The sequence below is a fragment of the Haloarcula japonica DSM 6131 genome, assembly GCF_000336635.1.
GTDB lineage: Archaea > Halobacteriota > Halobacteria > Halobacteriales > Haloarculaceae > Haloarcula > Haloarcula japonica.
The window spans coordinates 150,400-171,810 of sequence record NZ_AOLY01000005.1 but is presented as its reverse complement, the minus strand read 5'-3'; the positions used below and the strand labels follow the sequence as shown (position 1 = coordinate 171,810).

Below are 21,411 nucleotides of genomic sequence, written 5' to 3'. Positions count from 1 at the left end.
CCTTTGGAAACCGCAGAGTCACAGCAGGCATGGTACAGACCACGAGCGGCGATGGTATCCGGACCCTGACGCTCGACCGACCCGACCAGCGCAATGCGCTCACAAGCACGGCGCTGCGTGACCTCGAAGCGGCGGTCGAGTCAGCGACCGAACCAGTGTTGTATCTCCATGGCGCTGGCGAGGCGTTCTGTGCCGGCGCGGACCTCGACGAAGTCAAGGCCCTCGGTTCGGAGAGCGCCGAGGCGTTCGCGGCGCTGGGCCAGCGGGTCGCTCACGCACTGGAATCGTACGACGGGGCCGTTGTTGCCGGTATCGACGGCGCGGCGCGGGGCGGCGGCGTCGAACTGGCACTGGCCTGTGATATCCGTGTAGCGACGCCAGACGCGACGCTGGCGGAAACAGGGGTCAAACTCGGCCTGTTCGGCGCGTGGGGCGGGACGGCGCGGCTGCCTGACATCGTCGGGACCGGCGAAGCGCTGGACATCGCGCTCTCCGGCCGAACGCTCGATGCTGAGACGGCGCGACAGATGGGGCTGGTTTCGCGGATAACCACGGAACCGCGGGCCGTCACTGAAGAACTGGCCGCCGTCGATACGGACGCGCTCCGGGCGCTGAAAGTGCGGATACGGGACGACGCCGACAGAGAGACGCAGGAGCGCCGCGAGCAGCAGGTCTTTGCCGATCTCAACGCGAAGTCGGAGTAGGAAAGGGTACAAGACCACCCCTCGCCTACGGACCGCCAATGGTCGACTGTGAGTACTGTGCGGAATCGTTCGACGGCGAGGCCGCCTATCTCGATCACCTCGCTGACGCCCACGACGGCGAACTGGGTGCGATTGACCGACGGCGCGTCGAGGAGCATACCGGTGACGAGGATGGCAATGCCATCCCGGTCGGGCCGATTGTTATCGGCGTCGTCGTGGTGTTCGCTATTGGTCTCACAGTGTACGTTACTCAGTTAAGCGGTGGTGACGGCAGCGGAAGTGACGCGGACCTGGTCGGGACGACAGGCGCACAGCCGCTCTCCGCGGTTGAGGCCACCGGGGTCGAAGCGTCGTCACTGGACGACACCGGCGACAGTGACCGACTGTCCGGTGTGGAGCAGTTCCCGGACCGGGGGAACAACCATGTCGAAGAAGGCAGTGCGATTGACTACCAGCGGTTCCCGCCGCTCTCCGGAACACACTACGCAACAACAGTGAGCGCGGGGTTCTACGAGGCGACGCCGTTGCTGGGCTCACTCGTCCACACGCTCGAACACGGCGCGGTCATCGTCTACTACGACCCCGACGAGATCTCGCCCGAAGCCAGAGGGAGCCTGCGAGAGTTTTCGAGCACCCACACCGGCACCTGGCGGAGCGTCGTCGCCGTTCCGAACCCCAACGACGACCCGCGGGCACCCTACATCGTGACGGCGTGGCAGCACGAGCTACCGATGGATAGCTACGATGCCGAAACGGTCCACGCGTTCCTCTCGGAGTATCTGGGTCGGGGTCCGGAGAACCCGGTCCGTTAGCGGCTGGAGCGCAGCACAGGTCTCAGTACAGCGGGTCCGGACCTGGCGGCATGGCTCGCTTGTGGGCGCTCGATTCGAACATCTCGCGGACAGTCTCGACGACATCGAGCGGGACACCGAGCCGGTCGGCTGTCGCGGCTGCCGGTACACCACCGTCGATGTGCAGGGCGAGGATAGAGTCGAGCGTGTCGTAGTCCATCCCCATTTCGTCGGCGTCAGTCTGGCCGGCCCACATCTCGGCGCTAGCAGTCTTTTCCGCGAGATCAGCAGGGACGCCGACGTGTTTCGCCAACTGCCGGACTTGCTGTTTGTACAGCGGCGCGATAGGATGGCAGTCGACCGCACCGTCGCCGTATTTCGTGTAGTAACCGACCAGCGCCTCGCTGCGGTTCCCGGTCCCCAGTACCAGCGCCTGCTCGTGATTCCCGACAAGATAGTTCAGCACCGCACGGCAGCGAACCCGGAGATTGCCGACGGCGAGCTGGTCGCCCTCAGAATCGGGATAAGCGTCGAGGAACGCGTCGACCAGCGGGTTGATCTCGATGACGTCGTAGTCGATACCGAGCAGGTCGTTGGCGACTCGCTCGGCGTCGCTCATGTTGTCAGCGCGGTTGGCCTCGCTGGGCATCACGAGGCCGTGGACAGCGTCGCGGCCAAGTGCCTCGACAGCCAAATGCGAGACGAGTGTACTGTCGATGCCGCCCGAGAGCCCCATTACGACGGTGTCGACACCCGCGGCGTCGACCTGCGCCTCGATGAACGACGTGATGTGCTCCCGGTTGGCGTCCAGTTCAGCCTCGGAGAACGTCAGGTCGAACGGGTTCTCGGCCCGAACGACGGAGTCGGCTGTTGCCATATCTGTTGGTTGGCCGGACGGAACTAATACCCATTCATCGGCGTGATATTTTCGGACGGGCGTCCAGTCGAAGCGCTACGTTCAAGTACGGTCGCTGTTGACAGTTCGGTACAGGGTTCGCAGGTCCGACCGACCTGCAGTCTACCACAGCGCGCCGGTGGTGAGCGATTCTGCGGGAATCGCGAACCTCGGCGCGAGTGCAACGAGCGCCGGTGGTCCAGTGGTAGGACATTGCCTTCCCAAGGCAATAGCCCGGGTTCAATTCCCGGCCGGCGCACTCCCTTCTGTCGTTTGCCGGCCGATGGTGGCGAACCACTGGTTCGCTCGCTTCCGGTCGACATGTTGCTGCGAGCGACCAGAGCGCAGGAGGATCCGTGAGAAACCAGCACACAGGTGGAATGCGACGCCAGCTTCGCTGGTCGGAGCGATGATTCTAGGTACGTAGAACGAACGGTTATATGAAAAGAATGTGTAGTTAGTTAACGTATGTCTCGACCATCCACTCGGCCCCACAATCCCCTCCGGGAATGTAAGAAATGCGACGAGCCGGTAATCAAAACGGCCGACGAGGAGTTCGAGTGCGTGGAATGCGGTTGGCAGCCAGCCGAGGACAGTCTACTCTCGTAAGCGAGGATCGGGGACTGCCGGTACCAGTGTGCCGGTCGCCGTTAGATTTGGGTCGTGATGGGTGGGCCGAACGCGCCGCTACTGCACCGTTGGTACCAGCAAGTAGCGTGAGCCCGCGGACCGCGGGATACTTGTCGGGGCCGGGCATACCCAGTGCCAACAGATGGACGCGCCGCTGTGGACGGAGACACACGCCCCGGAGTTGTCGGAGATCCGCCAGCCGAAGGCCCGCGAGCACTTGCAGGGGGCCATCGAGGAGCCGATGAACCTCCTGGTCCACGGGCCGAAAGGGAGCGGGAAGACGGCCGCCGTCCGTGCGTTCGCCCGCGAGGTCCACGAAAACCCCGATGCGGACTTCACCGAACTCAACATGGCCGACGTGTTCGGTATGACCAAAAAGGAGGTCGCCAACGACCCGCGATTCTCGTCGTTCATCGACAGCAAGCGACGGCGCGAGTCCTCGAAAGCCGACCTCATCAATCACGTCCTCAAAGAGTCCGCCAGCTACTCGCCTGTATCTGGTAGTTACAAGACCATCCTGCTGGACAACGCCGAGGGGATGCGCGAGGACTTCCAGCAGGCGCTGCGTCGGGTGATGGAACAGTACTATGAGGCGACGCAGTTCGTTATCGCGACGCGTCAGCCTTCGGCCGTTATCCCGCCGATCCGCTCGCGGTGTTTCCCGGTCGTGATGCGCGAGCCAACCCATGAGGAAACGGCGTCGGTGCTTGAGGACATCGTCACCGCGGAGGGCGTCGACCACAACGATGAGGGCATCGAATACGTCGCCGGCTACGCTGAGGGGGACCTCCGGACGGCAGTACTGGCCGCCCAGACCACCGCCGAAGCCGAGGGCGAGGTGACGATGGACGCCGCCTTCGAGACGCTCAATGCCGTCGAGGCCGACGACCAAGTCGAGCAGATGATCGAGGCGGCCGAAGACGGTCGCTTCACCGACGCTCGGTCGACGCTCGACGATCTACTCGTCGACGAGGGGTACGGCGCGTCCGATATCCTCGACGACATGCTGGAAGTAGCCCGGTCACGCTACTCTGGCGACCGACTGGCCGAAATCCACACGATGGCCGGTGAGACGGATATGGCGCTCGTCGACGCGGCCAACGAGCGAATCCATCTCTCGCACCTGCTCGCGCAACTGGGCGAGCAGTAAGGAGTCACTGCGAACGGGGATCGACCTGCTACCGAGACTACAGCCGAAACGCCCACAACTGACCGCTCAGCGCGTCAGGCTAGCGTCCCGAAAACAGAGTTACGGACGGCGATCAACAATCGCGGACGCTCGGCCGTCACGCCGGCGTCAACCGCTTCGAAATCCTTTTACGCGCTTCGGCGGGTAGATACGGACAACGAACCATGGATATCGACATCATCGAAGAAGACGAAAATCCCATGTTGCACCGAACGGACGTCCGGTTCGAGGTCGTCCACGACGAAGCCACCCCTTCCCGTCTCTCTGTCCGCGACTCTCTTGCGGCCACGCTGAACAAGGACGCCGAGGAAGTCGTCATCCACAAGCTCGACACCAAGTTCGGCATGCGGAAGACGGTCGGCTACGCGAAGGTCTACGACAACCCCGAGTACGCCCGCGACGTCGAGCAGGACCACATGCTCGAACGCAACAAGATCGTCGCCGACGGCGAAGAGGAAGCGGAGGAAGCATAGATGCCACACAACGAGTACTACAGCGACGACGGCGAACTCGACCGCGAGACCTGCCCCCGGTGTGGTGACACCGTCCTCGCCGAGCACGAGGACCGCCAGCACTGCGGCAAGTGCGGCTACACCGAGTGGAAGTAAGGCCGCCCGATGCGTATTCTGGGTATCGAAGGTACCGCCTGGGCAGCCAGTGCTTCGGTTTTTGAGACGCCGGACCCAGCGCAGGTAACCGACGACGATCACGTTTTCATCGAAACTGACGCGTACGCACCGGACAGCGGCGGCATCCACCCGCGCGAGGCCGCCGAACACATGGGCGAGGCCATTCCGACCGTCGTCAAGACCGCTATCAAGCACGCACACGAGCGGGCTGGCGCTGGCGGTACGAACGGGAGCGGAGAAAACAGCGCGCCAATCGACGCCGTCGCCTTCGCTCGCGGCCCGGGACTAGGGCCCTGTCTACGTATCGTCGCCACAGCAGCCAGAGCGGTCGCCCAACGCTTCGACGTACCGCTGGTCGGCGTGAACCACATGGTCGCCCACCTCGAAGTGGGCCGCCACCGCTCGGGCTTTGACTCCCCGGTGTGTCTGAACGCCTCCGGTGCGAACGCCCACATTCTGGGCTACCGGAACGGCCGGTACCGCGTGCTGGGCGAGACGATGGACACCGGCGTCGGCAACGCCATCGACAAGTTCACGCGCCACATCGGCTGGTCACATCCCGGCGGACCGAAGGTCGAACAGCACGCCAAGGACGGCGAGTACCACGAACTGCCCTACGTCGTCAAGGGGATGGACTTCTCGTTTTCCGGCATCATGAGCGCCGCCAAGCAGGCCGTCGATGATGGCGTCCCGGTCGAGGATGTCTGCCGTGGCATGGAAGAGACCATCTTCGCGATGCTGACGGAGGTCTCCGAGCGGGCACTGTCGCTGACCGGTGCCGACGAACTGGTGCTTGGCGGCGGCGTCGGCCAGAACGACCGCCTCCAGCGGATGCTCGGCGAGATGTGCGAGCAACGCGGCGCGAAGTTCTACGCTCCCGAGCATCGCTTCCTGCGGGACAACGCCGGGATGATCGCGATGCTGGGCGCGAAGATGTACGCGGCCGGGGACACCATCCCCATCGAGGACTCCCGCATCGACTCGAACTTCCGGCCGGACGAGGTGGCCGTCACCTGGCGGGGGGCCGAGGAGTCAGTCGACCGCCATCGGACGGCGGACGACGAGGTCCAGGGCGCGGAAGCGACCGTCCGCTTCGACGGGGACCGGGTCATCAAGGAGCGCGTGCCGCGGAGCTACCGCCACCCGACGCTGGACGAGCGGCTCAGGACCGAGCGGACCCGGCAGGAAGCCCGGCTCACCAGCGAGGCCCGGCGCAACGGCGTCCCGACGCCGCTTGTCCGGGACGTGGACCCGCAGAAATCTCGTCTCGTCTTCCAGCGCGTGGGCGATGCGGACCTCCGCGAGTGCCTCTCCGAAGCTCGCGTCGCAGACGTGGGCCGCTGGCTCGCCCGCATCCACGACGCCGGCTTCGTCCACGGCGACCCGACGACCCGGAACGTCCGGGTCGGTAGCCGTGGCGACCGGGCGGACCGGACGTTTCTCATCGACTTCGGCCTCGGCTACTACACACGGGAAACCGAGGACCACGCGATGGACCTCCACGTCCTCGCCCAGTCGCTCGCCGGGACCGCGGACGATCCCGAGGCGCTGCTGTCGGCCGCCGAGGACGCCTACCGGACCGAGAGCGACCACGCCGACGCGGTGTTCGCCAGCCTCGACGATATCGAGGGCCGAGGTCGGTATCAGTAGGGAGGATACAACGCAGCGATCGGCTGGGCGGTGGTCTGCGGCGGCAAGCATACCGCGGCCTTCGGCCGCGGTTTCACGCGAATCACGGAGCGATTCGCGCCTTTTTCGCCCACGTTTTTCGAGGAGCCGTCCCCGCAGCGAGCGAAGAGAGCGAGGAACGGTGACGAAGAAAAAGGTGGTGGACAAATGGTTTAACCTCGGCACGAATAGCACTCGGTATGGCAGAGAAACCCCAGTCGGGAACGTTGTTCGGCGTGCCGTACAACTTCGAACGACCGAGCCTCAAGCGGTTGGTGTCGGCCTATTGGAAGCCGGGCGACGACATGCTGGTCGAGAAGCCCTTCGGCATCGGCTACACGCTGAACCTGGCGAACTGGCGCTCGTGGGTCGTGCTGGCGGTCGCCGGCGTGATGCTGTATCTCGAACGCGGCGGGAGCAGCGAGGAGTTCGAGTCCGAGAGCGAGGACGAGCCGGTCGAAGTCGTCGTCGACTGACCGCTGTTTCGACGGCTCTTTTATCGCCGGTCGCCGTGTGCCGGTATGCTCAATTTTGTCACGACCAACCTCGGGAAGGTCCGGGAGGCGACCGAGTATCTCGACGACGATGTCCAGCAGTTCGACTTCGACTACCCGGAGGTCCAGGCCGACGACCTGAAGACGGTCGCGGCAGAGGGCGCACGGGCGGCCTACCAAGCGGCGGACGGCCCGGTCATCGTCGACGACGCGGGGCTGTTCATCGACGCCTTCGACGGGTTCCCCGGGCCGTACTCCTCGTACGTCGAGGACACTGTCGGCGTCGAGCGCGTCTGGCGCATGACCGAACCGGAAGACGACCGCGGCGCGGCGTTCAAAACGGTCATCGCTTACTGCGACGGCGACGGGTTCGAGGCGACGCCGGACCCAGGCGGCATCGACCGCGAGGACCGCCGCGGACAGGACCTGTCGGCCGACGACCGCGGCGCAGCGACGACGGACGAGCAGGTCCACAACGGGAACGCGGCGCAAAGTGGCGAGACAGTGCCGGTGAAGCTGTTCGAGGGACGTGTGAACGGCGAGATTGTCGCGCCCCGCGGCGAGGGCGGGTTCGGCTTCGACCCCATTTTCGAGCACGACGGAACGACGTTCGCGGAGATGAGCACCGAGCAGAAGAACGCGATTTCCCACCGGGGTCGGGCGCTGGCGAAGTTTGCGGAGTGGTACGGTGAGCGGTAGCGACGTACCGGTCGTCGGCACCGGCGGCACCGCCTTGATAACCGGTGCGTCGGCGGGCATCGGCGACGCGCTGGCACGGGAGTTCGCTGCACGCGGGCACGACGTGGTGCTCGTCGCCCGGAGCGAGCGGAAGTTAGAGCGACTGGCCGAGGACCTCGAAACGAGGGGCGTCACGGCGACGCCGATCACGATGGACCTCGACCGCCCGTCGGCTGCTGAAAACCTGTACGAGGAGGTGATTGAGCGCGGACTGGATATCGATGTCCTCATCAACAACGTCGGCGTGGGGACTTACGGCCCGTTCGCGGAAAGTGAGCTGTCGGAAGAACGGACGCAACTGCGCCTGAACGTCACGCTCCCCGTCGAGCTGACGCGATTGTTCATAGACGAGTTCGACGACGGCGGGGCGGTTATCAACATGGGTTCAGTCGCCGGGTTCCAGCCGGGGCCGAACCTCGCTGGCTACTACGCGAGCAAAGCGTACATCAACAGCTTCAGCGAGGCGCTGGCCGAGGAACTCCGTGAGACACCGGTCGATGTGACGGTGGTCTGCCCCGGTCCGGTCGACACAGAGTTTCAGGAACGGGCTGGGATGGCAGACTCGACGGTCGGGTCGGTCGCCACGAACACGCCCGAGGCGGTCGCATCGGCAGCCTACGAAGGGGCCGCCGCTGGCGAGACTGTTGTCATTCCGCGGCGGTCGATGCGGCTTATCGACCGACTGGTCAGGGTGACGCCGCGCTGGGTTGTCCGGCGCATCGCAGCGCTGGTCAATCAGAACAGGTAGAGAATCAGTTCCGACACTGGCGTTGATTCCGACGGGTATTTCGTCTCTTATCCGATTTCCGGCCATTGATTCCTTTTCAATATCCGAGAATTGGACTCGAACCTTATTATACACTGTAAGAAAAAGGTGCGTATGCTCACAGACCCGGTCGGACAGTACAAAGCGGTGATACGTGAATCACTGGACCTCTTCGGCGTCTCCGGCTCCGTCGAGCGGAAAGTGCTCGCGGCCGTCGGTCTGCAGTTCGCCGCCTCGGTCGCGCTGGCAGTCGTCTCTCTCGTCGCCAGCGGGACCGTCCGGTTCGTCGTCACGGGCGTGTTGCTGGCTGGCGCTATCGTCGCGTTTGCCAACACGGTGTTCATCACCCGCGAAGACTTCGTCGAACCTGTCACAGCGATGGCCGCGGGTGCAGACCACATCGCGTCCGGCGAACTCGATGTCGAACTACCCGAGAGCGAGCGGGGCGACGAGGTCGCCGAACTGCTTTCGTCGTTTCGCTCGATGCAGTCCTATCTGCAGACAGTATCCGAGCAGGCTGACGCACTCTCCCGGCAGGAGTTCGACGCCGACGTTCTCGACGAGGACGTGCCCGGGACCTTCGGGCAGTCACTGGAGAAGATGGCCGCCAGTATGGACGATTACACCACCGAACTCCAGACGATGACCAGCGACCTCGAACGACGCTCCCAGGCGCTCAACGACCTCGTCGTCGCCTTCGGTGACGCCGCCGAGCGGGCGAAAGACGGGGACCTGACGGCCACCATCGACGAGGACTTCGAGGCCGACGACGAACAGTTCGACGCCGTCGTCGAGAACTACAACGACCTCGTGACGACGCTCGGAGAGACGGTCGCAACCGTCGCCGAATTCGCAGAGGACGTCGACGAGACGAGCGATCACGTCACCCGAAGCATCGAAGAGATCGACGACGCGAGCGACGAGATTTCCCGGTCGATTCAGGAGATCTCGGCTGGAGCCAGCCAGCAGGCGTCGCGTCACGACGACGTCGCCTCGGAGATGAACACGCTGTCTGCCACCGTCGAAGAGATCGCCGCCACCGCCGAAAACGCGGCCGACACCGCAGAGAAGGCGACACGGCGAGGTCGAGAGGGACGCGATGACGCCGAGCAGGCCATCGACGAACTCGACGAGATGGAGGCTCGTATCGACGATATCGCCATCGCGGTCGAAAGTCTGGTCGACCAGATCAGCGAGATCGACGACATCGTCGAGGTCATCACAGATATCGCCGAGCAGACGAACATGCTCGCGTTAAACGCCTCTATCGAGGCGGCTCGCGCGGATGCAAGCGGGGACGGGTTCGCCGTCGTCGCCGACGAGGTGAAGACGCTCGCCGAGGAGACTCGCGACGCCGCGACGGACGTGTCGGACCGCATCGAATCAGTCCAGCACGAGGCCAGCGAAACCGTCAGCGACGTAGAGGCGACGAACCAGCAGGTGGCTGACAGCGCCACGACCATCGAATCTGCGCTCCGTGACTTCGAGGATATCGTCGACGTGCTCGGCGAGGTCAACGCCTCGATTCAAGAAATCTCGGGAGCCACCGCGGAGCAGGCAGAGACTACGCAGGAGGTCGTCGATATGGTCGACGAAGTCGCGTCAGTGAGCGAGCAGACCAACGAGGAGTCCGAGGCCGTCGCCGCCGCGACAGAGGAACAGACCGCGACGATTACCGAAGTGACCACCGAGGTACAGAAGATGGCAGCCCAGACCGACGAGTTGCGTGAGGTGCTTGCGGCATTCGACGTTGCCGAGGACGCGGCCGGGCCGTCGGGGACAGTTTCTGCAACCACGGTAACGATGGCTGACGACTGATTTTCGCTACGCGCGTGGGTCCCGGTCCGGACCGGGATACTCGCCGTCCTCGACGACGGGGTACAGTGATTCCGGATCGAACAGGCGAGCGAAGGCATCCGGCGGTCTGATACTCAGAGACATATGCCGGTTGATCGACGCGCTGGTTCGGGCGCTGCGCAGGTCGTCATCGTAAGAAAGGAGGTGTTGTGCGCCGCCCCGGTAGGCCGAGGCCAACGCGGGGTGGTCACCGGCCGGGTGATCGACGATGTCACAGTCGGCTTCGATCCGGGCTCGCCAGTCGGCTGCCAGATCGTCCTCAGCGAGGTCGGCGATGACGGCAGTAGCATCGTCTAACAAGTGGTCGCTCGCGACGAGCGTAACCCACGAGTGCCGGCGGATATGATCGATAGCGGCACAGACATCGCTGTCTGGCCCACACAGCAGATCGGCGGCGAGGACATCGGCATCCGCGACGACGCGCGCTGGCGACGGCTCACGCATTGCCGTCGTCCTCCGCTCGGTGCTCATCGAGGGCCACGCGGACAGCATCGACTGTAGTCTGGTGGTCTACCGCGCGTTCGAACAACGTCGCCCAGGTCATAGCAGGAGGCAGTGGCTGAACGGGCAAAAAGCCGTGCTGTCTGTCGTCCGTCGGCCGCTCGTCTGACGGGAATTTATGCTTACCGGTAGCATTCCAACCGGTACGGGCGCGCTTCCACGGCTCCAGTGGATGTCGGTGCCACTGCGTGCCATCCTATCCTCCCCAGACGCGCCCGGACACCGCGATCCTCCCTTTCATATCCTACTTCCCCCCGGCTTTCGCCACAGACAGCAAGCGCTATTGACCTGCAAAGAGACGATACCGCGGGATATAGCCCCGGAACCTCAGGCTGACGCGTCGCCCCGGAGCGTCGCTCGAATGTCGTCCAGCCCACCGGGATCAGCCATGATCGCAACGCTGTCGCCGGGTTCGATCTCGGTCTGGGGGAGTGGAATCGTCATCGGTTCGTGGTCCTTCCCGTGTGCGTAGATGTGAGCGTCGCCGGGAAGCTCCACCTCGACGACCCGTTTCCCGACGAACGGTGAGCCGTCGGGGATACGGATGCTCGCGACCGAGAGCTGTTCGGTCAGGTCGGCGAGGACGTTGAAGTCACCGCCCAGCAGTGCTGTCTTCGCGCCGGCCGCGCCCAGCCGCTCGGGGTAGATGATCTCGTCCACGTCGGCGGCGTACTTCTCGTAGATCTCCTCGCGGTAGTCGGCGTCGATCCGCAGAACGGTCCGACAGCCGAACTCCTTGCCGATCATACAGGCGGTGAAGTTCGTGTTCAGGTCGCCCGTGAGACCACCGATAGCGTCCGCAGTTTCGATGCCAGCATCGATGAGGACGCTCTCCTCGTTGCCGTCTCCCTGGATCGTCTCGAACCCGGTCTCCGTGGCCCGTTCGACTTTCACAGGGTCGTTGTCGACGATAACAACCTCGTGGCCCTCGCTCTGCAGGATCCGTGCGGTCCGGATGCCGACGCGGCCATAGCCAACGATAACGAACTTCATGGACTACGGTACGACGGCCACCATTAAAAATGTGAACGGGTGACAGGGTGGTGCGCGTTAACCTTCTGTCGTCGCGGCTTCTTCGGTCGTGTTGTCCGTTTCGTCAGTCTCCTCAGTTTCGTCCGCTGGCGGCTCCTCAGTTTCGTCTTCAGTCAGTTCTTCAGTTTCGTTCGCTGGCGGTTCCTCGGTCTCGTTCGCTGGCGGTTCCTCGGTCTCGTCCGCTGGCGGTTCCTCGGTCTCGTCCGCTGGCGGTTCCTCGGTCTCGTCCGCTGGCGGTTCCTCGGTCTCGTCCGCTGGCGGTTCTTCAGTTTCGTTCGCTGGCGGCTCTTCGGTTTCGTCTTCAGTCGGCTCCTCGGTCTCGTTTGCGGGCGGCTCTTCGGTTTCGTCTTCAGTCGGTTCTTCAGTTTCGTTCGCTGGCGGTTCTTCGGTCTCGTCTTCAGTCGGTTCTTCAGTTTCGTTCGCTGGCGGCTCTTCGGTTTCGTCCACTGGAGGCTCTTCTGTCTCGTCTTCAGTCGGTTCTTCAGTTTCGTTCGTTGGCGGTTCCTCAGTCTCGTTCTCAGTCGGCTCTTCAGGTGCGTCGGTAGCAGACTCGATGGTGATCTCGGCGAACGCACCGTCATCGCGCGTGAAGACGCTATGGATGTACGTATCCGGCTCGACACCGGTCGTATCGACGGTGAACGTCACGTCAGTGGATTCGTTCGCGTCAAGCGTCACAGACTCGGAGGCCAGCGGCTGGCCACCCAGTCGGAACTCGACAGTCTGTGTCGTGTTGAAGTCGTTCGGGTTGGCGACGGTTGCGTCAACGGTGATGTTGTCACCGGCGGTAGCGTTCGTCGGTGCGTCGAGGCTCTCCAGCGTGAATGACTCGGAGACGGTAACAGGCGCGATCTGACCGTCATCGCTAGTGAAGACACCGTGGCGATAGTCACCGGGCGCGACGCCGGTCGTGTCCGCGGAGAACTGGACTGTGGTGGTCTCGTTTGGCTCGAGCGTGACGAGCGTCCGGTCGACGACAGCCCCGTCAAACCGGAACGCCACGGATTCAGTCACTGTGGTGTTCTCGTTGTTCGTGACCGTCGCGGCTACGTCAGCAGTCGAGTTCGGTGCGACGCTCTCTGGAGCAGTCAGAGAGTCAACGGTGACTCCTGTGTTCCCGGCCTGTTCCGACGGCGATTCCTGTTGCGCTGTCACGCCCGGTACAGCCCCGACCTGTGCGGTGAGGCCGCCGACGACGAGCAACGCAGCGAAAACGGCAAGTGTGCGAGTGTTTATCATGGGTTGGTCATGCGGTGATCGGCAGGCAATGCGAACGATTGGACGGGTGAACGACACATAAACCGGCGAGACAGTTCAGAAAAACATAATAACCTGCTAAGCCGATCTCTGTTATCGCCGAATTGGAAAGGTGAGACTGAGCGACACTTACTTACTATTAAATTGTTTTGCTGGTGATTAAGCTCTCGTCAGAAAAGAGCACGAGATGGCGGAAAGCAGCCGTTATTTCCGCCCAGTACGAATAGTCATGTCACTACTAGACACACAAAGACCGTCGTATCGACCCAGGTGGACCAGACGAAGAGTGCTACTGTGACGACGCCCTTTCGACACCGGTTTACCCGTCGACAGTAGAGGATGCGATGACTATGCGCGTGACGTTTCTCGGGACGAGTGGGGCCGTGCCGACGACCCAGCGCAACACGAGCAGCATCTTCGTCAACCGCGACGGCGACTACCTCCTCTTTGACTGCGGCGAGGGCACACAGCGACAGATGATGCGCTACGGCACCGGTTTCGCTATCGACCACCTGTTCGTCACGCATCGCCACGGTGACCACGTACTCGGGATTCCAGGGCTCCTCCAGACGTGGGACTTCAACGAGCGCGAGCGCGCCATCGCGATCCACACACCGGCGGGCACGCGCGGGAACATCAAACAGCTCATTCAAGCCAACGGGACGACCCCCTCGTTTCCCGTCCGCGTCAATGAAGTATCGGCCGGAGACGTAGTCCTCGACCGGTCGGAGTACGAGATTCGGGCAATCGAGACAGCCCATCGCTGTGCCAGCGTCGGCTACGTCCTCGACGAGGACGACCGGAAGGGGAAGTTCGACCGGGAGAAAGCTGAAGCGGAGTTCGGCATCCCGCCGGGGCCGAAGTACTCCAAACTCCACCGCGGTGAGGCCGTCGAACACGAGGGCGAGACCATCCAACCGGAAGCCGTTGTCGGGCCACCCCGTCCCGGCCGGCGGTTCGTCTACACCGGCGACACGCTGCCGGCGGAGAGCGTCATCGAGGGGAGCGAGGGCGCGGACCTGCTCGTCCACGACGCTACCTTCGCCGAAGACCGGAAGGAACGGGCGAAGGCAACGGCCCACTCCACTGCTCGGGAGGCCGCCGACGTAGCGCGACAGGCCGGCGCGTCGACGCTGGCGCTGACGCACATCTCGACGCGCTACGCTACGAGCGCCGATGAGCTAGTCGACGAAGCCCGCGACGCGTTCGACGGCGAGGTCGTGCTCGCGGAAGACGGGATGGAGCGACGTGTCGAGTTCCCGGACGCGGACGAGTACTGATGAGATAGTGCAGCATTTATTCGTTGAAGCAATAGCGGAGCCATGACATACCGATTAGTCCACGTTGGTCTGGGTGGCCAGGGGTCTACCTGGGCGACAGACGCGATTCCACCGAACGTTCACGACGACCGAATCGAGGTCGTCGCCGCAGTCGATACCGACCCGGAGCGGCACGAACTGGCAGAGCAGGAACTCGGCCTGTCGCCAGAGGAGTGCTACACCGACCTCGAAACCGCGCTCTCTGAGCGGCCGGCCGACATCTGTTCTATCGTGACGCCGCCGTCGACCCACGAGGCCGTCGTGGAGACGGCACTCGCCCACGATCTACATATCATCTCCGAAAAGCCGATTGCTGACACGCTGGAGGCGTCGGTCCGCGTCGCCGAGAAGGTCGACGAGGCCGGCAAGAAGATGGGTGTCACGATGAGCCACCGGTTCGACCGGGACAAGGCGACGTTCCGCCGGGCCGTCGAGGAAGCCGGCGACATCGACTATCTGACGGCCCGGTACACGGGCAACGTCCGCGAACGCGGCTTCTACGCCGACTACGTCTACGAGATGGACGATATGCTCCTGCTCGACGGCGCAATCCACCACCTCGACATCCTCGCGTCGCTAGCCGGTTCGCCCTGCGAGCGGGTCTACGCCGAGACGTGGACGCCCGAGGAGGCCGACTACGACGGAGACTGCAGCGGCCTCGTGACGCTGCATTTCGCCGACGGGACCCGCGCCCAGTACGAGGGTAGTTACGCCAACGCGACGACGCTGAACGGCTGGGGACACGAACAGTTCCGCGCCGAGTGTTCGGACCAGACCGTCGTTCTCGACCGCCGCGACGTCGAGCGGTTCCACGTCGACGCGTACGACGTCGGGAACTTCGAGAGCATCGGCAAGGGCGACGGCGAGGCGGTGCCGCTTGCCGACCGGCCCCACTGGAAGAACGCCTGGCTCATCGAGCAGTTCTGTGACTGGATCGACGGCGGCGAGCCGATGCCGACGAACGTCGACAGCGTCCTCCAGTCGATGGCCATCGTCTTCGCCGCCATCGAGAGCAGCGAAACCGGCGAGGCCGTCGATGTGCAGGCGCTGCTCGACGACGCCCGCGCGAACGCCTGAGACGGGCAACAGGTCGCTCTTATGCCGATTCGCCGCTGAAGACATCGCCACGAGGCTCATACTCCATCTCTTCACAGACAGCAGCGGCCACGTCCACGCCCCACTCACGTTCGACGAGGTGAACGGCAAGGTCCAGCCCGGACGTGACGCCGCCGCAGGTCAGCACGTCATCGTCGTCGACGACCCGGGCATCGACGACGGTGGCGTCGGTCGCCCGCAGGTCCTCGATTGCGCCGCCGTGTGTCACTGCGGGACGGCCATCGAGCAAGCCGGCTCGGGAGAGGACCATTCCACCCGTACAGACGCCGGCGACGGTCGCACCGCGGTCGTGGGCCGCCGCAACGGCGTCGGGCAGGTCCCCACGCTCGGTCTCCGTCCAGACGCCGGCCTCGCTCCGGTCGTTCCACCCGCCGCCGGCCACGACAAGCAAGTCCGGAGTCACGTCAGCGAGCGGTCCGTCCGGTTCGACCCGGAGTCCGTGGCTCGCAGTGACGCTGTCGGTCTCTCGGACCGAGCGGAGCGTCACGTCCCACGACGCGCCAAAGCGCGCCGCGTTCTCGAACACCTCGTAGGGCCCGATGGCGTCCAGTTCGTCGAACCCGTCGAAACAGACGATTGCAACAGTGTCCATGCGTACGACACGGTTGACGGCGGCAAATAGCCCGGTGATTGTGCGTGGCTTGATACCATCCGCCAGGCATCCGGAGCGTTCTTTGGGAGCGACGCCGAGCAAACGGATATGCCCCACCCGTTTCACATCGTCGACGTGTTCGCCAGGGAGCGATACGCCGGGAACCAGCTCGCCGTCGTGACGGACGCCGGGGACCTCCATGAGGACGAAATGCAGGCCATCGCCGACGAGATGAACTACTCCGAGACGACGTTTGTCACCGGCGAACCGGCCGACAGTGCGTGGCCGGTCCGCATCTTCACGCCCGCCGCCGAGATACCCTTCGCTGGCCATCCCACTCTCGGGACCGTACAGGTCATTCGAGACCATCTGGCTGACGGGAATCCCGAAACGGTGACGCTGGACCTACCTGTCGGCGAGGTCCCGGTCGAAGTGCGAGAGCGGGACGGGCGCGAAACCCTGTGGATGACACAGCAGGCCCCCGAGTTCGGCGAACAGTTGGCCCACGATGACCTCGCCGCCGTGCTCGGCCTGCCGGCTGACCGACTGGACCACGATTGGCCGGTCGAAATCGTCTCCACGGGACTGGCGACGATTGTCGTCCCGGTGGCCGACCGCGACGCGCTGGAAGCCATCGACCTGGACCGGGACGCCTACGACGCCGTGACCGGCGACCGCGAGGCAAAGAACGTGCTCGCCGTCTGCCGAGAGCCCCGAAGCGACGACAACGATCTCGCCGTCCGCGTGTTTGCGCCGTTCTACAACGTCCCGGAAGACCCTGCGACCGGCTCCTCGAACGGCTGCCTGGCCGCATATCTCGGTCGCCACGAGATGCTCGGCAGCCCTGCCGTCGAGGCCCGTGTCGAGCAGGGCTACGAGATGGGGCGACCGTCGCTGTTGCATCTCTCGACTGACGGCAACGGCGAGAATATCAGCGTCCGGGTCGGCGGCAGCGTCGTTCCCGTCGCTCGCGGCGACCTGCTGTAACTGGCCGGAACAGCCGCGGTACCGGCACACTCATTTCGCCCCGTCCACAACGCCGCGGCATGGATCTCGCACACACTGCTATCTGCGTCTCGGACCTCGATCGTGCGATGGAGTTCTACGGCGCGCTGGGCTTTGAGGAGACGAATCGGTTCACGTTAGACGGCGTCGAAAACGTCTATCTCGGCCGTGACGGCGACGGTGACCTGCAACTGCGCCACGATCCTGACCGGACCACCCCAATCGCGCCGAACCGCGCTGACGTGGACCACATCGCGTTCACTGTCAATGATGTTGAAGGAACCTTCGAGACAGCCATCGACGCCGGCGCTGCGCCGGTACTCGAACCGACTGAAGTCGATGCCGCCGATGCCTTCGCCGCGTTCGTCGAGGACCCTGAAGGGTACACGCTAGAATTCTACCGCTGGCTCTGAGCCGCGGCGGCAGTGACGAACGGGCAGTGGTCACCCGAACAGAGAGCGAGCGCGACTGCGCCACAGTGTTGCCGTCCGAACAGCGACGAGTCTGGCTGGTGTTGACACGGCGACGAGGAAACCGCCGAAGCCAACGAGACACGTCGCGGCGGCCACGCTGGCGACGGCAATCGGGGAAAGACCGGCGCGCGTGAGGCCGGCGACCGCGCCGGTCGTGAGTGCGAACGAGACGCCGAGGCCGACGGTGAGAGATGCTGCTACCCGCGGTTCGAGCGGAATCCGTCCGAAGACAGACCGGGAGTAATAGAGGACGTACCCGAAGATGACCAGATTCATCACGCCGTATCCGGCGGCCCCAGCGATGGCTCCGAACTCCGTACCGAATATCGCTGGGACTGGAACGCTGAACACCAGTCCGTAGAGTTTCGTTCGAAAGCTCACGCTCGGTTTCCCGACGCCCTCCATGGCGTGTGACGTGAGCGTCCAGAAGCCACGGAGGATGTTCACGCCCCCGACGAGCAGGACGGTCGCCGAGAAGACACCCTCCGAGCCGGCGAAGGCAATCCGCGCGACCACGTCGTGGGCGGCCAACAGGTAGCCGAAAACAACGAAGGTGACACCCGTCCCGCCGGTGACTGCGCCGTCGAGGTAGGCGAGCTGTGTGTCGCCAGCGGAGGAGTCCCCGCTGACCTTCGTGAGCAGCGGCGAGGAGAGCCGCCAGGAAATCGTCGCGCCGAAGTCGGCGAACCGGTCAGCGGCCTCGTAGATACCGACGGCCGCCGGCGTCGCGACGACGCCCAGCACGTACACCGGCATGTTGTACGACAGGCGGTCGAAGATCTGGTCCGGGACGCTCCACTTGGCGAAGTTCCAGGCGCGCTCGACGGCGTGTCGGTCCGGCAGGTTCGGGACGACGCCCAGCGCGACGGTAACGGGGACGAGCACCGCCAGCCGAACCCCAGCCACGACAAGCAGCAAGTCGCCGGCAGTCGTCACTGTCGAGGCCAGCGCCAGCAGGACGATGAGCTGGATAGCACTCTGTGTTCCGGTGAGCCACGTCTCCACGCTCGGATAGCCAATGGCACCGACCAAGCTCGTCGCAATCATCGACAGCGCGACGGCGAAGGCGTACAGACCGACGGGAACGAGCAGTCCCGGTGACACCACCGTATTGCGGACGATGACACCGGCCAGCACGGCCACAGCCACACCGGCGACGAGGAGATAGCCGAGGGCGAATAGCGTTGCTAGTCCGAGATACGGGCCGACGGCTTCGCCCCGTTCGCTGCCGACCTTCTGCAGCGTCTGGCTGATGCCCCGAATCGGACGGAGGACGAGCGAGACCGAGATGCTGACGAAGAAATACGTCCCGGTGGCTCCAGGCGATGTGACGAACGCGTAGACGATGCCGCTGAGAACGAACAGCGTCGTCGAGAACAGCGCCCCGCTGGTCGTCCGAATCGAGGAGTCCAGCAGGTCTATCTCGTCGCCGTCGCGCTGTTCGACCATCGACCGAGTATCAGTGCTGGGGGCGGGAAAACGGTGCGGTGGTTCGGTGGTGAGAGACGCACCGATGTGCCAGAAGCGGGCGCTCTTCACTCGCAGTCAGTCACAGAAAACGCCAGGACTGGGATTTGAACCCAGAATCCCGAAAGGGAACACGCTTTCCAGGCGTGCGCCTTACCGTTCGGCCATCCTGGCTCGTACTTCGAGAGTGTGAGGGCGGGCGATTAAGGGCTTTCGTTTCCGAACAGTCTCGGCTGCATGCGGTATGATGCGAACGTCGCCCCAACACCGACGGCTACGGCGACGCCGGCTTTGACCGGGATCGACACCGGCATCCCGGCCAGCAGTTCGTAGCCCTGGGTGAGAACCAGAAACGCGAGGGTCCCAACGACGCCCCACAGAAGGCTAGCCTTCGTTCGTGGGTCCATCAGCGCCCTCCGTTCCGTGCTGTTGTGTCGGCAGGTACTGTACGTGCAGACCATCGCATACACAAAGTGGTGGTCGCTGCAGCTAAAACATCGCCGGAATCAGAGCAGGAGCGTGACGAGCGCCAGCACCAGGAAGATGACGATGAGGAACTTCGCGACGCGGAAGCTCAGCCCGGCGATGCCACGGAACCCGGCAATCCCAGCGACGACGGCGAGAATCACCAAGACGACCGCGTAGTACAACAGCCCGCCACCGGACTGCAGCGGCACGGTTACAGTCGATGGCGCAGCGAACGGGAGTGCTACCATCCAGACCACCGGTTACGGGGATGTCGAGAGATCTGGAGCGCAGTACTAGCGTGCAGCGATGCCAGTGATGACATACACACCTGTTCCGGCCGTTGCAGCGCCAGTGTTGTGCTTGCGAGGGCGGGACAGTGTGCAGTGGAACCGGTCAGAAACGGTCCCGTTGGGTTGCGATGACGCGGGCGTGATAGTTCAGGCCCTATTGGTCCAGCAGGGCCTTCATATGCAGGCCATCTGGTGTCTCGGGCGGAGCAGTCAGACGAGCACGTCGACCTCGTACCCTTCGTCGGTGAGCGAGTCGATGAGTTCATCGACGTGGTCGTGGCCGCGAGTCTCCAGGTCCAGTTCGACCTCGGCCGAACTCATCGCCACGTCGCGACTGGTCCGGTCGTGTTCGATGCCGTAGATGTTGACCTGCTCGCGCGAAAGGACCTCGACGAGTTCCTCCAGCGCGCCGGGGCGGTCCTGAAGTACAGTCCGTATCTTGAGATAGCGGCCGGTCTCGACGAGACCGCGCATGATGACGTTGGTCAACATGTTCAGGTCGATGTTCCCGCCACACAGCGCGGGGACGATCGTCTCGTCGTCCTCGAAGTCGAACTTCTCCTCCATGACGGCGGCCAGCGCGACGGCACCCGCGCCCTCGGCAAGCGTTTTCGAGCGCTCTAACAGCGTCGTCAGGGCGACAGCGATTTCCGAATCCGACACCGTTACGACCTCGTCGACGCGGTCGCTGATGACGTCGAACGTCTGCTCGCCGACGGTACGGGTGGCGATACCGTCGGCGATGGTCTCGACGCTGTCACGTTCGATGCGGTGGCCCTTCTCCAGAGATTCCGCCACGCTGGACGCTCCCTCGGCCTGCACGCCGATGACGCGGATGCGTTCGTCCTTACCTTTGAGCGCCGTCGCGATACCGCTGATGAGTCCGCCGCCGCCGATGGGAACGACGACCGTATCAACGCCGGGGAGGTCCTCGTAGATTTCCAGTCCGATGGTCCCCTGCCCCGCCATTACTTTCTCGTCGTCGAAGGCGTGGACGTAGGTCCGGCCCTCCTCGCGTTCGAGTTCGTGGGCGTGTTCGGCGGCCGCGTCGTAGTCCCGACCGTGGAGGACCACGTTGCCGCCGTAGCTCCGGGTCGCCTTCACTTTCGAAACCGGGGCCCGTTCCGGCATCACGATCTTCGAGTCGACGCCGATTCGCGTCGCGGCCAGCGCGACCCCCTGGGCGTGGTTGCCGGCGCTGGCCGTGACGACGCCGGCCTCCCGTTCAGCGTCTGAAAGCGACGCGATGCGGTTGGTCGCGCCCCGTATCTTGAACGACCCCGTGCGCTGGAACAGTTCGAGTTTGAGGTGGACATCCGCGCCCGTCATCGCCGAAAACGTGTGCGAGTAATCGAGCGGTGTGTGTCTGGCCGTCTCGGAGACGGTGTCCTGTGCCGCGAGGACATCCTCAAATGAGAGCATGGGAGGGGCTATTCACCGGACCATGTTATACTGTGGGCCGACTATGCGGTATCGACGGGTGTTACAGTCGCAACTAAGCGGGTAGTGGCCTGAAACGGAAAGGGGGAG

The 21,411-nt window shown here is 64.0% G+C and carries 24 protein-coding genes and 2 tRNA genes; 16 read left to right on the top strand and 10 right to left on the bottom strand.

Going from position 1 to position 21,411, the window contains the following annotated elements; translation table 11 throughout:
* The first annotated feature begins 29 nt into the window (after nt 1–29).
* Both C444_RS02080 and C444_RS02075 read left to right on the top strand, forming a co-directional pair.
* The gene (locus C444_RS02080) at nt 30–704 is read left to right on the top strand and encodes an enoyl-CoA hydratase/isomerase family protein (protein ID WP_004590585.1); all 675 of its coding nucleotides are present in this window, start codon (nt 30–32) and stop codon (nt 702–704) included.
* A 38-nt stretch (nt 705–742) separates the two neighbouring features.
* Nucleotides 743–1,516 carry a DUF3105 domain-containing protein gene (locus C444_RS02075; RefSeq protein ID WP_004590583.1) on the top strand — a complete coding sequence of 258 codons (774 nt, stop codon included), beginning with the start codon at nt 743–745 and terminating at the stop codon, nt 1,514–1,516.
* 22 nt (nt 1,517–1,538) lie between these two features.
* On the opposite strand, the gene C444_RS02070 is transcribed toward C444_RS02075, so the two are convergent.
* Nucleotides 1,539–2,372: an NAD+ synthase gene (locus C444_RS02070; protein ID WP_004590582.1), complete on the bottom strand. Its 834-nt coding sequence runs from the start codon at nt 2,370–2,372 to the stop codon at nt 1,539–1,541.
* A 206-nt stretch (nt 2,373–2,578) separates the two neighbouring features.
* On the opposite strand from C444_RS02070, the gene C444_RS02065 reads away from it, so the two are divergent.
* From C444_RS02065 to C444_RS02025, 10 genes are all read left to right on the top strand, one after another.
* Nucleotides 2,579–2,649, top strand: a tRNA-Gly gene (locus C444_RS02065).
* A gap of 209 nt (nt 2,650–2,858) precedes the next feature.
* Nucleotides 2,859–2,999, top strand: coding sequence for a hypothetical protein (locus tag C444_RS22150; protein ID WP_167320806.1), 141 nt, complete (start codon nt 2,859–2,861; stop codon nt 2,997–2,999).
* 163 nt (nt 3,000–3,162) lie between these two features.
* Nucleotides 3,163–4,170: an AAA family ATPase gene (locus C444_RS02060; protein ID WP_004590580.1), complete on the top strand. Its 1,008-nt coding sequence runs from the start codon at nt 3,163–3,165 to the stop codon at nt 4,168–4,170.
* A 203-nt stretch (nt 4,171–4,373) separates the two neighbouring features.
* Nucleotides 4,374–4,682 (top strand): 30S ribosomal protein S24e, encoded by a 309-nt coding sequence (locus C444_RS02055; protein ID WP_004516108.1) that lies wholly within the window; start codon nt 4,374–4,376, stop codon nt 4,680–4,682.
* Entirely contained in the window at nt 4,683–4,817 is a 135-nt protein-coding gene (locus C444_RS02050) for a 30S ribosomal protein S27ae (protein ID WP_004590578.1), read from the top strand. It begins immediately after the preceding gene.
* Nucleotides 4,818–4,826: 9 nt separating this feature from the next.
* Entirely contained in the window at nt 4,827–6,488 is a 1,662-nt protein-coding gene (locus C444_RS02045) for a bifunctional N(6)-L-threonylcarbamoyladenine synthase/serine/threonine protein kinase (RefSeq protein ID WP_004590576.1), read from the top strand.
* 218 nt (nt 6,489–6,706) lie between these two features.
* Nucleotides 6,707–6,982 carry a DUF5808 domain-containing protein gene (locus C444_RS02040; protein WP_004590574.1) on the top strand — a complete coding sequence of 92 codons (276 nt, stop codon included), beginning with the start codon at nt 6,707–6,709 and terminating at the stop codon, nt 6,980–6,982.
* Nucleotides 6,983–7,027: 45 nt separating this feature from the next.
* Entirely contained in the window at nt 7,028–7,699 is a 672-nt protein-coding gene (locus C444_RS02035; protein WP_004590572.1) for a non-canonical purine NTP pyrophosphatase, read from the top strand.
* Nucleotides 7,689–8,486, top strand: coding sequence for an SDR family NAD(P)-dependent oxidoreductase (locus tag C444_RS02030; RefSeq protein WP_004590570.1), 798 nt, complete (start codon nt 7,689–7,691; stop codon nt 8,484–8,486). The genes C444_RS02035 and C444_RS02030 overlap by 11 nt, the downstream gene beginning before the upstream one ends.
* Nucleotides 8,487–8,618: 132 nt before the next feature.
* Nucleotides 8,619–10,322 carry a methyl-accepting chemotaxis protein gene (locus C444_RS02025; RefSeq protein ID WP_004590568.1) on the top strand — a complete coding sequence of 568 codons (1,704 nt, stop codon included), beginning with the start codon at nt 8,619–8,621 and terminating at the stop codon, nt 10,320–10,322.
* Between the two features lie 6 nt (nt 10,323–10,328).
* Here the strand turns inward: C444_RS02025 and C444_RS02020 are convergent, their stop codons facing one another.
* From C444_RS02020 to C444_RS02010, 3 genes are all read right to left on the bottom strand, one after another.
* Complete coding sequence (locus C444_RS02020; RefSeq protein ID WP_004590566.1) at nt 10,329–10,805, bottom strand: PIN domain-containing protein; 477 nt, start codon at nt 10,803–10,805, stop codon at nt 10,329–10,331.
* A gap of 384 nt (nt 10,806–11,189) precedes the next feature.
* Nucleotides 11,190–11,855, bottom strand: coding sequence for a potassium channel family protein (locus C444_RS02015; RefSeq protein ID WP_004590562.1), 666 nt, complete (start codon nt 11,853–11,855; stop codon nt 11,190–11,192).
* A 57-nt stretch (nt 11,856–11,912) separates the two neighbouring features.
* Nucleotides 11,913–13,133 carry a hypothetical protein gene (locus C444_RS02010; RefSeq protein ID WP_004590560.1) on the bottom strand — a complete coding sequence of 407 codons (1,221 nt, stop codon included), beginning with the start codon at nt 13,131–13,133 and terminating at the stop codon, nt 11,913–11,915.
* 362 nt (nt 13,134–13,495) lie between these two features.
* Between C444_RS02010 and rnz the strand changes: the two genes are divergently transcribed.
* Complete coding sequence (gene rnz, locus C444_RS02005) at nt 13,496–14,431, top strand: ribonuclease Z (protein ID WP_049909035.1); 936 nt, start codon at nt 13,496–13,498, stop codon at nt 14,429–14,431.
* A 42-nt stretch (nt 14,432–14,473) separates the two neighbouring features.
* Entirely contained in the window at nt 14,474–15,547 is a 1,074-nt protein-coding gene (locus C444_RS02000) for a Gfo/Idh/MocA family protein (protein WP_004590556.1), read from the top strand.
* Nucleotides 15,548–15,566: 19 nt separating this feature from the next.
* Here the strand turns inward: C444_RS02000 and C444_RS01995 are convergent, their stop codons facing one another.
* Entirely contained in the window at nt 15,567–16,178 is a 612-nt protein-coding gene (locus C444_RS01995) for a DJ-1/PfpI family protein (RefSeq protein ID WP_004590554.1), read from the bottom strand.
* 108 nt (nt 16,179–16,286) lie between these two features.
* Between C444_RS01995 and C444_RS01990 the strand changes: the two genes are divergently transcribed.
* A complete protein-coding gene (locus tag C444_RS01990; protein WP_004590552.1) occupies nt 16,287–17,165 on the top strand; it encodes a PhzF family phenazine biosynthesis protein in 879 nt (292 codons plus the stop codon).
* A 59-nt stretch (nt 17,166–17,224) separates the two neighbouring features.
* Nucleotides 17,225–17,596: a VOC family protein gene (locus C444_RS01985; protein ID WP_004590550.1), complete on the top strand. Its 372-nt coding sequence runs from the start codon at nt 17,225–17,227 to the stop codon at nt 17,594–17,596.
* A gap of 30 nt (nt 17,597–17,626) precedes the next feature.
* On the opposite strand, the gene C444_RS01980 is transcribed toward C444_RS01985, so the two are convergent.
* The 5 genes from C444_RS01980 to ilvA all read right to left on the bottom strand — a co-directional run bounded on the left by C444_RS01980 (nt 17,627) and on the right by ilvA (nt 21,303).
* Entirely contained in the window at nt 17,627–19,105 is a 1,479-nt protein-coding gene (locus C444_RS01980) for a polysaccharide biosynthesis protein (protein ID WP_004590547.1), read from the bottom strand.
* Between the two features lie 110 nt (nt 19,106–19,215).
* Nucleotides 19,216–19,297, bottom strand: a tRNA-Ser gene (locus C444_RS01975).
* Between the two features lie 29 nt (nt 19,298–19,326).
* Nucleotides 19,327–19,530 (bottom strand): hypothetical protein, encoded by a 204-nt coding sequence (locus C444_RS01970; protein ID WP_004590545.1) that lies wholly within the window; start codon nt 19,528–19,530, stop codon nt 19,327–19,329.
* 99 nt (nt 19,531–19,629) lie between these two features.
* Nucleotides 19,630–19,839, bottom strand: coding sequence for a DUF1328 family protein (locus tag C444_RS01965; RefSeq protein ID WP_004590543.1), 210 nt, complete (start codon nt 19,837–19,839; stop codon nt 19,630–19,632).
* Between the two features lie 252 nt (nt 19,840–20,091).
* Nucleotides 20,092–21,303 (bottom strand): threonine ammonia-lyase, encoded by a 1,212-nt coding sequence (gene ilvA / locus C444_RS01960; RefSeq protein WP_004590541.1) that lies wholly within the window; start codon nt 21,301–21,303, stop codon nt 20,092–20,094.
* Nucleotides 21,304–21,411: the final 108 nt, after the last annotated feature.